12 protein-coding genes are annotated in these 12,989 nt (G+C 32.1%); 6 read left to right on the forward strand and 6 right to left on the reverse strand.

Annotation, left to right across the window (positions count from 1 at the left end; all coding sequences use genetic code 11):
* The first annotated feature begins 11 nt into the window (after positions 1-11).
* Positions 12-881 (forward strand): ChaN family lipoprotein, encoded by an 870-nt coding sequence (locus FRY74_RS03365; protein ID WP_147098592.1) that lies wholly within the window; start codon positions 12-14, stop codon positions 879-881.
* Here the strand turns inward: FRY74_RS03365 and FRY74_RS03370 are convergent.
* Positions 878-2,809: an ABC-F family ATP-binding cassette domain-containing protein gene (locus FRY74_RS03370; RefSeq protein WP_147098594.1), complete on the reverse strand. Its 1,932-nt coding sequence runs from the start codon at positions 2,807-2,809 to the stop codon at positions 878-880. The two genes, FRY74_RS03365 and FRY74_RS03370, sit on opposite strands and share 4 nt — an antisense overlap.
* Positions 2,810-2,897: 88 nt before the next feature.
* On the opposite strand from FRY74_RS03370, the gene FRY74_RS03375 reads away from it, so the two are divergent.
* Together FRY74_RS03375 and FRY74_RS03380 are read left to right on the forward strand one after the other, a co-directional pair.
* Entirely contained in the window at positions 2,898-3,293 is a 396-nt protein-coding gene (locus tag FRY74_RS03375; RefSeq protein ID WP_147098596.1) for a DUF983 domain-containing protein, read from the forward strand.
* A complete protein-coding gene (locus FRY74_RS03380) occupies positions 3,271-3,918 on the forward strand; it encodes an alpha/beta hydrolase (protein WP_147098598.1) in 648 nt (215 codons plus the stop codon). The genes FRY74_RS03375 and FRY74_RS03380 overlap by 23 nt, the downstream gene beginning before the upstream one ends.
* A gap of 10 nt (positions 3,919-3,928) precedes the next feature.
* On the opposite strand, the gene FRY74_RS03385 is transcribed toward FRY74_RS03380, so the two are convergent.
* The gene (locus tag FRY74_RS03385) at positions 3,929-4,900 is read right to left on the reverse strand and encodes a glycosyltransferase family 9 protein (RefSeq protein ID WP_223265807.1); all 972 of its coding nucleotides are present in this window, start codon (positions 4,898-4,900) and stop codon (positions 3,929-3,931) included.
* A 129-nt stretch (positions 4,901-5,029) separates the two neighbouring features.
* On the opposite strand from FRY74_RS03385, the gene FRY74_RS03390 reads away from it, so the two are divergent.
* The 3 genes from FRY74_RS03390 to FRY74_RS03400 are packed head-to-tail and all read left to right on the forward strand — an operon-like array spanning position 5,030 to position 7,861.
* Complete coding sequence (locus tag FRY74_RS03390; protein WP_147098602.1) at positions 5,030-6,013, forward strand: bifunctional phosphoglucose/phosphomannose isomerase; 984 nt, start codon at positions 5,030-5,032, stop codon at positions 6,011-6,013.
* Positions 6,013-6,711, forward strand: coding sequence for a lipoyl(octanoyl) transferase LipB (gene lipB, locus FRY74_RS03395; protein WP_147098604.1), 699 nt, complete (start codon positions 6,013-6,015; stop codon positions 6,709-6,711). Before FRY74_RS03390 ends, lipB begins: the two co-directional genes overlap by 1 nt.
* Before the next feature lies 1 nt (position 6,712).
* Positions 6,713-7,861: a serine hydrolase domain-containing protein gene (locus tag FRY74_RS03400; RefSeq protein WP_147098606.1), complete on the forward strand. Its 1,149-nt coding sequence runs from the start codon at positions 6,713-6,715 to the stop codon at positions 7,859-7,861.
* A 78-nt stretch (positions 7,862-7,939) separates the two neighbouring features.
* Here the strand turns inward: FRY74_RS03400 and infB are convergent, their stop codons facing one another.
* The 4 genes from infB to rplI all read right to left on the reverse strand — a co-directional run bounded on the left by infB (position 7,940) and on the right by rplI (position 12,975).
* A complete protein-coding gene (gene infB / locus FRY74_RS03405) occupies positions 7,940-10,609 on the reverse strand; it encodes a translation initiation factor IF-2 (RefSeq protein ID WP_147098607.1) in 2,670 nt (889 codons plus the stop codon).
* Between the two features lie 100 nt (positions 10,610-10,709).
* Complete coding sequence (gene nusA / locus FRY74_RS03410; protein ID WP_147098609.1) at positions 10,710-11,948, reverse strand: transcription termination factor NusA; 1,239 nt, start codon at positions 11,946-11,948, stop codon at positions 10,710-10,712.
* A 7-nt stretch (positions 11,949-11,955) separates the two neighbouring features.
* Positions 11,956-12,423: a ribosome assembly cofactor RimP gene (rimP, locus tag FRY74_RS03415; protein ID WP_147098611.1), complete on the reverse strand. Its 468-nt coding sequence runs from the start codon at positions 12,421-12,423 to the stop codon at positions 11,956-11,958.
* A 102-nt stretch (positions 12,424-12,525) separates the two neighbouring features.
* Positions 12,526-12,975 (reverse strand): 50S ribosomal protein L9, encoded by a 450-nt coding sequence (rplI, locus tag FRY74_RS03420; RefSeq protein WP_147098613.1) that lies wholly within the window; start codon positions 12,973-12,975, stop codon positions 12,526-12,528.
* Positions 12,976-12,989 lie beyond the last annotated feature (14 nt).

The following is a 12,989-nucleotide window of genomic DNA, read 5'->3' on the forward strand; positions in this document are numbered from 1 at the left end:
ACCAAACACTTATGCGAGTAAAATTAATTATACTAACCTTTTTGGCAATAGCACTTACCTCTTTTAAAGATGGTAAAAGAGCTTATAAAATTTTTGACCAAAACGGGAAAAAAATGAGCTATGAGAAGCTACTAAAAAAAGTAGCTGAAGCTGATGTAATTTTATTTGGTGAATTACATAACAATCCAATAAATCATTGGTTACAATATGAATTAACTAAAGATATTTACAATAAATACAATGATTTTCTAGCACTAGGAGCCGAGATGTATGAGGCGGACAACCAACTAATAATTAACGAATATTTAGGTGGTCATATTGACTATAAAACATTAAAAAGTGAGGCAAAACTTTGGCCAAATGATGAAACAGATTATAATCCATTACTTGATTTTGCAGTAAGAAATCAATTAACTTTTGTTGCAACAAACATCCCTAGAAGATATGCTAAAATGGTTAGTAAACAAGGATTTAAAGCCTTTAATCATTTATCTGACGAAGCTAAAAAATACATTGCTCCATTGCCTTTAAAGTATGATGACAAACTACCTGGTTATGTAGAAATGAAAAAAATGGCTGCTCACGGACATGGAATGAATGGTGATTTTCTAGCACAAGCACAGGCAAGTAAAGATGCAACTATGGCTCATTTTATTTTAAAAAACTGGGTAGAAGGAAGAACCTTTATTCATTACAATGGTGCTTACCACTCTAATAATTATGAAGGCATTTTGTGGTATTTAAAACAAGCTAACCCTGATTTAAAAGTGGCTACCATTAGTTGTGTTGAACAAAAAGTATTGGACGCTTTAGATGAAGAAAACAAAAGTTTAGCGCATTTTATTATCGCTACTCCTGAAACAATGACTAAAACACATTAGTCTTTCTTTCGAATCAATTCTTCTTCCAACAATTGACTTTCTTCCCAATCAATCATTGCTTGGTCTAAGCTGGATTTAACTTCGTTATATTCCACCAAAAGTTCATCTGAATATAAGGTTGGATCTAATAATTTAGCATTTAACTTTTCAATTTCTCCTTCTAACTCTTCTATCTTTTTCTCTAAATTATTTGTTCGATTTTGAGCTTTACGAATGTCTTTGTCTAATTGTTTTTTTTCTTCGTAAGTCAATTGAGATGTTGAAACTTCTTTCTCTTTTTTCTCCACCTGCTTAGTTACTTGCTCAAACTCTCTAATGCTATCAACTTTTTTAGATTTTAAGAAATCGTAAACTCCACCTAAAAACTCTTTTACTTTTCCGTCTTTAAATTCATACATTTCTTCTACCAACCCATCTAAAAAATCTCTATCATGAGAAATTACTAAAAGTGTTCCATCATAATGTTTAAGCGCATCTTTTAACACCTCTTTTGAACGAATATCTAAGTGATTGGTAGGCTCATCAAGAATTAACAAATTAACTGGTTCAAGTAACAATTTACACAATGCAACACGAGCTCTTTCTCCTCCAGATAGTACTTTTATTTTTTTATCGGCTTCCTCACCGCCAAACATAAATGCACCTAAAAGATTTCTCACTTTTTTTCTAATCTCACCATGAGCTGCTTTATCTATTGTTTCAAAAACGGTCAATTCTTTATCTAATTCGTCTGCTTGGTTTTGAGCAAAATACGCTACCTCAACATTGTGTCCAATAACTAATTCTCCTTCATGCTCCAATTCTCCAACCAAAATCTTGGTCATCGTTGTTTTTCCTTCTCCATTCTTCCCTACAAAGGCAATTTTTTTCCCTCGTTCTACATAAAAACTAGCATCTTTAAACACCTCTTTCTCTCCAAACGATTTACCTAAACTTCTAGCTTCAACCACAACTTTTCCTGACCGTGGTGCTGGAGGAAAGAAAAATCGCATTGAGCTATTATCTTCCTCTTCTATCTCTATACGTTCAATTTTATCTAATTGCTTAATTCTACTTTGTACCTGAACTGCTTTTGTAGCTTTAGACCTAAATCGTTCAATAAACTTTTCGGTATCAGCAATTTGTTTTTGCTGATTTGTATAAGCAGCAATTTGCTGTTCTCTTCTTTCTTGTCGTTGCTCTAAGTATTTAGAATAATAGGTTTTGTAATCGTAAACTTTACCTAAAGAAATTTCAATTGTTCGATTAGTCACATGATCCAAAAACGCTTTATCGTGTGAAATTAAAACTACGGCTCCAGGGTATTCTTTTAAAAAATCTTCTAACCATTGTATCGACTCTATATCTAAGTGATTGGTGGGCTCATCGAGTAATAATAAATTTGATTTCGTTAAAAGAATTTTAGCCAATTCTATTCGCATTCTCCAACCTCCACTAAACTCATCGGTTAGTCTATTAAAATCTTTAGGTGTAAATCCTAACCCTTTTAAAATAGTTTCTATTTCTCCATCAATATTAAATCCGCCAATAAATTGTAAGCGTTCGTTATAATCATTTAAGTGGTTTAATAAATCTAAATATTCTTCCGATTCGTAATCAGTTCTAGTAGCCAATTGATGATTAATTTCTTCAATTTTATCATTAATCTTATTTACCTCTTCAAATACTAATTTTGTTTCTTCTAAGACAGTACGTCCATGAACAAAATCCATATCTTGAGGCAAATAGCCAAAGGTAAAATCAGCAGGAAAAGAAACATTCCCTTCATCTGGAACATTTTCTCCAGCAATAACTTTTAGCATGGTAGATTTACCTGCTCCATTCTTTCCCACTAAACCTATTCTATCTTGTTTATTAATTAAAAAAGATACTTTATTAAAAAGGTATCGCTCACCAAAATTTACTGTTAACTCATTAATTCCAACCATGCTGCGAAATTAATTAAAGTAAACTGACTTTTATCAAATTAAAGGATGCTGTTTTTATTACCTTTACAAAGAATTTATTATAAAACAGATGCCAAAAGCACTTCCAAGCGTACTTCAACTTAAATGCCCTAAATGCAGGGAAGGAGATTTATTTGTAAATAAAAGCTCATACAAATACAAAGGTTTTTTTGATATGCCTAAAAGATGTTTGAAATGTGGGCAAGATTTTGAAATCGAAACTGGGTTTTATTATGGTGCTATGTACGTAAGCTACGCATTAACAATTGCCATCACTGTTGCTGTTTTTGTAGCTTTAACTGTTTTTAATGCATTTTCTATTATTCCGTTTTTAATTTTCGATGTTATTGCTTTAGTTTTAACAATGCCATACGTAACAAGAGTATCGAGATCTATTTGGATTGCTTTAATGATAAAATATGACGCTAATGCCATAAAAAACCATGAGCGAAAAACACAATCTTAAAGTAGAAAAAACTGCTACCTATTACACATTAGGAAATGTAAAAACGGCCAAAACAATTTGGTTTGTGTTACACGGCTATGGAATGTTAGCCAAATATTTTATCAAAAAATTTGAGCCCATTTTAAATGAAGAAACTTGCATTATTGCCCCCGATGGCTTATCAAAATTTTACACCCAAGGTTTTTATGGTAGAGTTGGCGCTACCTGGATGACTAAAGAAGACAGAGAAGAAGAAATTGAAGATTATATTAACTACCTCAACAAACTCTACGAGGTTAATATTGCTGAAAACAATAACGAAAATGTAAAAATTAATTTATTAGGTTTTTCTCAAGGCGGAGCTACAGTAAGTAGATGGGCTGCTAGCAAAAAAATAACCTTTAATAATTTAATACTTTGGGCAAGTGTTTTTCCTGACGATATGACTTTTGACTTTTTAAACAATAACAATACGTTTGTTTTGTTAGGCGATAAAGATGAATTTGCTACCGATAAAAACGTGCAAACTCAAAAAGAGGTGTTAGCAAAATCAGGCGTCGATTTTACCCTCATTAAATTTGAAGGAGCTCATGATATTCCTAAAAAAATCATATTAGAACAAACTCAATTAAATAGTTGGAATTAACGATTCTATTCTAGTTTTGTAAAGTAGATTTAACCACCTCACTCACAGCAATATCCTCCATACACTTAAAATGCTTTTTTGGGCATTTGTCATAACCTATTTTAGAACAAGGTCGGCAGTTTAAGTTTTTGTTTTCTATCATTACAAACTTTTCAGGCTGCGTTGGGTAATAAGGGTACATTCCAAATTCGGGAATGGTATTCCCCCAAACAGAAACAATTTTAATACCTAATGCTGCTCCAATGTGCATTAAGCCTGTATCGTGTGTAATCAGTACCTTACTTTGTTGTACCAACGATGCTGATTGATTTAAATTAAATTTTCCGCAGGCATTAAAAACATTAGCTCCAACTGCTTTTACAATTCGTTCTGCTTTCTCAGCGTCTTCTTTACCTCCTAACAAAACAACGGGTTGCTGTAATTGCTTACAAATCGAAATTATTTTATGCTCAGGCAAACATTTAGTGGCATGTTGAGCTCCTATGGCAAAGCTTACATATCCATTTTTAAAATTGGAAGGCAAAGTATTAACATCAACTTTATCTTTAGTTGGTATATAATATTCCAAGCCTACCCCATCATTTTCAACACCCAAATATTTAACTGCATTTAAATAACGTTCTACAATATGTATGTTGGGTAGCTTATTTATTTTAAAAGAAGTCATTAACCATTTCTGGTAATTTAATTTCTCAAAACTAAACGATAGGCATTTCAATTTTTTAATAACTCTTTTAGAACGAAGGTTTTTATGTAAATCAACAATATAATCGTAGCCTTCATTTTTTAAGTCAGCAATTATTTCGTTCGTACTTTTTTCTATGGTGTAAACTTTACTAACATTTGGATTGCTATCCACAATACTTTTATATTGTTTTTTAGTTAAGTAATGTATTTCCACTTCTCCATCTAACTGATTTTTAAGGCATCTCAACACCGGAGTAGTTAACACAATATCGCCAATTGAACTAAACCGTATCACTAATATTTTAACAACTTGCTGCATTATGACACAAATATAGTTAATAAGATAGTGAGGAATGGAGTAATTATAATTGAATTTCTTATTTTTACTGACCCTTTAAAAGGAAGTTTTATAAGCACATCAAATATGAAAGAATTAATTGAAGATTTTACAAAGCATTTAGCTCAATCTATTAATATTAGTGAGAATACCTCTTTTAAATCTACCGACAAACAAATTACATCTGTTTTAATTTGTGGTTTAGGTGGTTCAGGAATTGGAGGAACTGTTGTTTCTCAAGTTATAGCAAACGATGCTTCACTTCCAATTGTAATTAATAAGGATTATAAAATTCCTGCTTTTGTAAATAGTTCAACATTAGTTATAGCTTGCTCTTATTCTGGAAACACAGAAGAAACGATAGAAATGATTGAACAAGCTCAAGCTAAAAATGCTGAAATAGCTTGTGTTACTTCTGGCGGTAAAATACAAGAACTTGCTAAAGAAAATGGATACAATCATATCATTATTCCTGGAGGACATCCTCCAAGAGCTGCATTTGGGTTAGCTTTCCCTACTTTATTTACGTTATTAAAACACTATAAAGTAATTTCTGCAGACTATACAACGCAATTTACCAACGCAATCTCCATTATCAATAAAGAAGAAGAAAACATTATAGCTGAGGCTAAATCAGTTACTGAAAAATTGTTTGGGAAAATACCTGTAATTTATTCTGACGCTTGGTACGAAGGAGTTGCTGTTCGTTTTAGACAACAAGTAAACGAAAATGGTAAAATGCTTTGTTGGCATCATGCTATTCCTGAAATGAACCACAACGAGCTAGTTGGATGGACTACAAAAAATGAAGATTTAGCTGTTGTAATTTTCAGAAATGATGATGATTATTTCCGTACTCAAAAAAGAATGGAAGTAAATAAAACAGTTTTTGAAAAGTACACTTCAACTATACTTGAAATATATTCTAAAGGAAATTCTAGATTAGAAAGATCTTTATACTTAATTCATCTAGGCGATTGGGTTTCTTATTTATTGGCAGAGAAAAAAGGAATTGATGTTACAGAAGTTGATGTAATTACAAGTCTTAAAAACGAGTTAGCTAAAATTTAATGCCAAAAGTACATTTTCAAGACTTAGGATTAAAAGACTATAAAGAAGCTTGGGATTTTCAAGAACAACTTTTTAAAACAAACGTTGACGCTAAAATTGAAAACCGAAAAGCTGAAAAAGTAGTTACTCCAACAATTAGTCATTTACTTTTTTGCGAACATCCACACGTTTACACACTTGGCAAAAGTGGCGATGAAAGCCATTTGCTGCTTTCTGAAGCGCTTTTAAAGCAAAAAGGCGCTACTTATTACAAAATAAATAGAGGTGGTGATATAACCTACCATGGCCCTGGTCAAATAGTTGGTTATCCAATTTTAGATTTAGATTTCTTTTTTACCGATATCCATAAATATCTTCGCTATTTAGAAGAAATGGTAATATTAACCCTAGCCGAATACGGAATAAAAGGTGAGAGATACGAAGGTTACACTGGGGTTTGGATAGATGCTGATAATCCGCTTAAAGCTAGAAAAATATGTGCTATGGGTGTACGTTGCAGTCGTTGGGTTACTATGCATGGATTTGCGTTTAATATTAATCCTGACTTAGACTATTTTAACAACATCGTGCCTTGCGGCATTACCGATAAGCAAGTTACATCTTTACAAAAAGAACTTAACCAAGAAATTGACGTAGAAGAAGTTAAAGAAAAATTAAAGAAACATTTTTGTTCACTTTTCGAAGCCGAATTCATCTAATATGAAACGATTAAAAAAAATTCTACTAAGCATAATTCTTGTTATTGCTTTAGCATCAATATTAGCAGTTATTACTGGAAATAGCCATTTATTCAAAGCGGTTAGTACTACCTATTTAGTCGGTAAAACTGGACCTAGTATTGATGAACATGCTATTTTTGAAAGTAGAAAAATTGAAACAGAGACATATCAACCATGGCTAGTGAGCAAAAATTACAACTCAACTACCAACGATTCTTTACATCAAGAAATTGAGAATTATAAGCCTGCTGCATTTTTAGTCGCAAAAAATGATTCTATTATTTATGAGGAATATTGGGATGAATACAATGAAAATTCAATAACGAACTCTTTTTCAATGGCTAAAAGTTTTATTGGTTTATTGGTTGGTATTGCTTTAGATGAAGGAAAAATAAACAGTGTAAATGACCCAATTGGAAATTATTTACCTCAATATAAAGACAACCCAGAATTGACTATTAAGCATTTGCTAACTATGAGTTCTGGTATTGATTTTGATGAAAGTTACAAAAGCCCCTTTGGACATATGGCAAAAGCTTATTATGGAACAGATATTAAAAAACTAAATGAAAACTATAAAGTAACTGAAACACCTGGAGTAACATGGAAATACTTGGGAGGAAACACCATTATCCTTTCTTTTTTAATCGAAAAGGTTGCTGGCATGTCTGTTTCTGAATATATGAGTAAAACAATATGGCAAAGAATTGGAGCTAAAAATGAAGCATTGTGGAGCTTAGATAAAAAAGATGGGTTGGAAAAAGCTTATTGTTGTTTCTACTCTAATGCTAGAGACTTTGCTCGTATTGGTAAGCTTTACTTACATAATGGTTTATGGAATAATGAGCGTATTATTTCTGAAAACTATATTAAGAATTCTATTGCCGCAGCATACCCATTAAAAACACCTGAAGGCAAACCAGTAGATTTTTATGGCTACCATGTTTGGACTACCTATTACAAAAATTTAGACATCTCTTTCTGTAGAGGAATTCAAGGGCAATATATTATTACTATTCCTGAAAAAAACTTAGTAATTGTTCGTTTAGGACATAAACGTTCTAAAGAATTTATTAATAACATACCTAGCGATGTTTATACTTATATAGACTTTGCTTTGGAACAGTAAATTAAATACAAGGTTTTTACCCTAAAACAAAAAAGCCACTCTTTGAGTGGCTTTTTTGTTTTTTTATTTTTACACTAATTATTTCAGTTTTTGTTTAATCTCAACCAATTCGTATGCTTCAACAATATCATCAACTTTAATGTCATTATAGTTGGCAATGTTCAATCCACACTCGTAACCCTTAGCTACTTCTTTTACATCATCCTTAAATCGTTTTAATGAACCAAGTAAGCCATCAAAAATTACAATACCATCTCTAATCAATCTTACTTTACTGTTTCTAAATACTTTTCCTTCCTGTACCATACAACCAGCAATTGTACCTACTTTAGAAATTTTAAATACTTCTCTAATTTCTACAGTACCAACTATTTTCTCTTCAACCTTAGGAGCTAACATGCCTTCCATAGCATCTTTAACCTCTTCAATTGCATCGTAAATAATAGAGTATAATCTAATATCAATTTGCTCTTTCTCAGCTGTTTTTCTAGCTCCAACCGATGGCCTAACTTGGAAACCAATAATAATTGCTTCAGAAGCTGCTGCTAGCATTACATCAGATTCAGAAATTTGACCTACTGATTTATGTATAATGTTAACTTGTATTTGTTCTGTTGATAGTTTTTGTAACGAATCCGATAATGCTTCAATAGAACCATCCACATCACCCTTAAGAATAACATTAAGTTCCTTAAAGTCACCAATTGCTAAACGACGACCAATTTCATCAAGTGTAATGTGTTTTTGTGTTCTAACACCTTGCTCACGTTGTAATTGTAGTCTTCTTTCTGCAATAGATCTAGCTTCCTTCTCATCATCCATAACATGGAATTTATCACCTGCATTTGGTGCTCCATTCAAACCTAATATAGATACTGGTGTAGATGGTCCTGCTTCTTCAACCTTCTGTCCTCTTTCGTTGAACATTGCCTTTACTCTACCGCTATAACATCCTGCTAGTAAAATATCTCCAATTTTCATTGTTCCTGCTTGCACTAAAATTGTAGATACATATCCTCTCCCTTTATCCAACTCAGATTCTATTACAGTTCCAACACCATTTTTATTTGGATTAGCTTTTAAATCAAGCATTTCTGCTTCTAAAGCAACTTTTTCTAATAAATCTTCAATACCTTGACCAGTTTTTGCTGATACCTCTTGTGCTTGGTATTTACCTCCCCAATCTTCTACTAAAATATTCATAGTAGAAAGTTCTTCTCTTACTTTATCAGCGTTAGCACCCGGCTTATCAATTTTATTGAAAGCAAAAACAATTGGAACTCCAGCTGCTTGAGCATGGTTAATTGCTTCTTTTGTTTGCGGCATCACACTATCGTCAGCTGCAATTACAATAATTACAACATCTGTTACTTGCGCACCCCTTGCACGCATAGCCGTAAAGGCTTCGTGACCAGGTGTATCCAAAAACGCTACTTTTTTACCACTTTTTAGTCCAACAGAATAAGCACCGATATGCTGTGTAATTCCACCAGCTTCTCCTCCAATAACATTCGCTTCACGAATATAATCTAGTAAAGAAGTTTTACCATGATCAACGTGTCCCATCACTGTTACAATCGGAGATCTTTCAACTAAATCCTCTTCATTATCTTCACTATCAAGTACTGCCTCACTCTCTTCTGTTGCTGAAACAAACTCAACAAAGAATCCGTATTCTTCAGCAATTATTGATAATGTTTCAGCATCTAAACGTTGGTTAATTGATACGAATAAACCTAAGCTCATACAAGCTCCAATAATATCATTTACCCCAACATCCATCATAGATGCTATTTCACTTACTGTAACAAACTCGGTGATTTTCAAAAGTCTTTTTTCTGCTTCTTGTATTTCAGCAGCCATTTCATTTTGCTCACTCGCAGCCTGACGTTTATCTCTTCTATGCTTAGAAGCTTTACTTTTACCTCCACCTGTTAATTTAGCAAGTGTTTCCTTAATTTGATCTTGTATTTGTTGTTCTGTTAACTCTTCTTTTTTCTCAACTCTTCCTCCACCTTTCTTAAATGGTGTTCTACCTGTATTTTTATTAGCATTTGTAGCTACATCTACTTTACGAGGTAATCGTTTTCTTTTCTTTTTAGACGCATCAGCACCACCTTCAGAAGATGCAACAGGTTTAGCTTTGGTTTTAGGCTTGTTAACTGGTAATTCAATTTTACCTAACACCTTTGGAGCTGATAATTTTTCATAAACCGTTTCTATCTCTTCTCTTTTAGGAGCAGCTTCTGGCTTCTCTTCAATCTTTTCAATTGGTTTCTCTTCAGTTTTATTAACTGCTTTTTCAACCTTAGGCTCTTCTTTTTTAGGAGCTTCAACCTTAGGTTCTTCCTTTTGCTTTGGTTTTTTATCAGGGCGAGTTTTCAAATTCAAAGTAGATAAGTCAATTTTACCTACTACTTTTATTTCTTCATCTTTACCTTTTTCAGAAGTTGCAGGAGACTCCTCTTTTGGACTTTCAACCTTAGGTTCAACAACAGACTCTATCGGTTCTATAGATATTGTTTCTTTTTCTGTGCCAATAGAAACTTTTTTAGATTCCTCTTTAGCACTTTTTTCCGATTGAAATTCACCAACTAGAATATTATATGTTTCTCCATCAATTTTAGTATTTGGGTTACTTTCAACCTGAACACCTTTTGACGCCAAATATTCTACGAGAGTGTTAATTCCTACATTAAACTCTCTGGCTACTTTACTTAATCTTTTTACTGTTGCTCCTTCAGCCATTTTTTACACCTCTTTTTTTTTAATATCTACGATATTACCTTGATTTTTCTATTTGTTTAAGATGAACTACTAATATAATAATTTCTATTAAAAATTACTATTACCCTTCAAATTCTTCTCTAAGAATGCTCATTACATCTTCTACAGTCTCAATCTCAAGATCAGTTCTTCTAACTAATTCTTCAACTGATTGTTCTAATACACTTTTTGCAGAATCACAACCAACTGATTTTAATTCAGCGATAACCCAATCTTCTATTTCATCAGCAAATTCATCTAATGCTACATCATCAGCATCATCATCTACATCTCTATAAACATCGATTTCAAAACCTACTAATTTACCTGCTAATTTAATATTGTAACCACCTTTACCAATAGCTAAAGATACTTGATCTGGTTTTAAGAAAACCTCAGCTCTATTATTTTCTCTATCTAATTTTATAGCTGTAATTTTTGCAGGACTTAATGAACGTTGAATATAAAGTTCAGTATTAGCTGTATAGTTAATTACATCAATATTTTCGTTTCTTAACTCTCTCACTATACCATGAATTCTAGCTCCTTTCATTCCGACACAAGCTCCTACAGGATCAATTCTATCGTCATAAGATTCAACAGCTACTTTAGCTCTTTCTCCTGGTTCTCTAACAATATTTTTAATTGTTATAAGTCCATCATAAATTTCAGGAACTTCTAATTCAAATAAACGCTCTAAGAATAATGGCGATGTTCTAGACAATATAATTAAAGGTTTGTTGTTTTTCATTTCCACTCTTACAACTACAGCTCTAACAGTATCACCTTTCTTAAATCTATCACTATTAATTTGCTCAGTTTTTGGTAAAATCAACTCGTTATCTTCATCATCAAGAATCAATATTTCGCGTTTCCATACCTGATAAACTTCTCCAGTAATTAAATCACCAACTCTATCCTTGTATTGTTTGTATATATTATCTTTTTCTAATTCTAAAACTTTAGACATTAAATTTTGACGCAATGACAATACTGCTCTACGACCAAAATCTTCCATCTTCACTTCTTCAGAAACTTCTTCTCCAATTTCAAAATCAGGTTCAATTTTAATGGCATCAGAATAAGCGATTTCTTTATTATCATCTTCTACTTCTCCATCTGGAACAATTTCTCTATTTCTCCAAATTTCTAAATCTCCTTTATCAACATTAACAATAAAGTCAAAGTTGTCATCATCTCCAAACCTTTTCTTAATTGTACTTCTAAAAACGCTTTCTAGAATACTCATTAAAGTTGCTCTATCTATGTCTTTAAATTCTTTAAATTCCTGAAACGAATCTATTAAGCTTAAACTTTCCATATCAAATTTATTTAAACGATATTATTATTGTTGTTTCTTTTATATTAACAAATGGTATTATTTCTTGTTCTGTAATTGTTTCTTTTTTCTTTTTCCCTTCAATCTTTTGTTTGAAAGAATATTCAATAGTTATTTTTTCTTCATCAACCTCTACCAATTCCCCTTTCACAACTTTACCTTCATTAGGTATCACTTTAACTTCCCTTCCAATATTTTTTTCATATTGCTGAAAAACTCTAAATGGTTTATCTAACCCGGGTGAAGAAACGTGTAATTCAAAATCTTCTTCCTCTCTATCTAAATTATGTTCTATTTGACGACTAAAATCAACACAATCTTTTATAGTTACACCATCATAGCCATCTAGTTCAATATTAATAACATTGCCAGGCAATATTTCTAAATCAACTAAAAACAATTCCTCGTCTTTTAGTTTTTCATCAATCAAACTTAATATTTGTTCTTTTGTAATCATTCTTTTGAATAAAAAGAGGGGACGTTAGTCCCCTCTTTTGTTCGTTCTCTTATTGTTTCTGATGCAAAAGTAATAATTAATTACTAATACTACAAGAAATTCTTATTTATCTTCAACAACTTCGAATTTCACAGTAGCATCAACATCTTTATGCAATCTAATGTCTGCTTCGTAAGCTCCAAGATTCTTAATTGGCTCACCTTTAATTTTAATATACTTTCTTTCGATAGTAAATCCTAATTTCTCGATTGCCTCAGCTAATTGAATAGTATTAATAGATCCAAAGATTTTCCCTTTTTCACCAGCTTTAGCACCAACTTTAACTACAGTTTCTTTTAATGCATTAGCAGTTTTAACAGCCTCTTCTTTAACTTTTTTATCTTTTACAGCTCTTTGCTTAAGGTTTTCCTCAAGAACTTTTAAAGCTGATTTAGTAGCTAAACTTGCTACACCCTTAGGAATTAAATAATTTCTTCCGTAGCCATTTTTAACATCAACTACTTCATCTTTAAACCCTAGGTTTTCTATATTTTCTTTTAATATAACTTTCATCTTATAGCCTCCTA

Source organism: Vicingus serpentipes (assembly GCF_007993035.1).
Classification (GTDB): domain Bacteria; phylum Bacteroidota; class Bacteroidia; order Flavobacteriales_E; family Vicingaceae; genus Vicingus; species Vicingus serpentipes.

Bases quoted from the DNA above. Each gene is read 5' to 3' on its own strand.
- FRY74_RS03365 (WP_147098592.1), top strand. From the start codon at position 12: ATGCGAGTAAAATTAATTATACTAACCTTTTTGGCAATAGCACTTACC.
- FRY74_RS03370 (WP_147098594.1), bottom strand. From the start codon at position 2,809: ATGGTTGGAATTAATGAGTTAACAGTAAATTTTGGTGAGCGATACCTT.
- FRY74_RS03375 (WP_147098596.1), top strand. From the start codon at position 2,898: ATGCCAAAAGCACTTCCAAGCGTACTTCAACTTAAATGCCCTAAATGC.
- FRY74_RS03380 (WP_147098598.1), top strand. From the start codon at position 3,271: ATGAGCGAAAAACACAATCTTAAAGTAGAAAAAACTGCTACCTATTAC.
- FRY74_RS03390 (WP_147098602.1), top strand. From the start codon at position 5,030: ATGAAAGAATTAATTGAAGATTTTACAAAGCATTTAGCTCAATCTATT.
- lipB (WP_147098604.1), top strand. From the start codon at position 6,013: ATGCCAAAAGTACATTTTCAAGACTTAGGATTAAAAGACTATAAAGAA.
- FRY74_RS03400 (WP_147098606.1), top strand. From the start codon at position 6,713: ATGAAACGATTAAAAAAAATTCTACTAAGCATAATTCTTGTTATTGCT.
- infB (WP_147098607.1), bottom strand. From the start codon at position 10,609: ATGGCTGAAGGAGCAACAGTAAAAAGATTAAGTAAAGTAGCCAGAGAG.
- nusA (WP_147098609.1), bottom strand. From the start codon at position 11,948: ATGGAAAGTTTAAGCTTAATAGATTCGTTTCAGGAATTTAAAGAATTT.
- rimP (WP_147098611.1), bottom strand. From the start codon at position 12,423: ATGATTACAAAAGAACAAATATTAAGTTTGATTGATGAAAAACTAAAA.
- rplI (WP_147098613.1), bottom strand. From the start codon at position 12,975: ATGAAAGTTATATTAAAAGAAAATATAGAAAACCTAGGGTTTAAAGAT.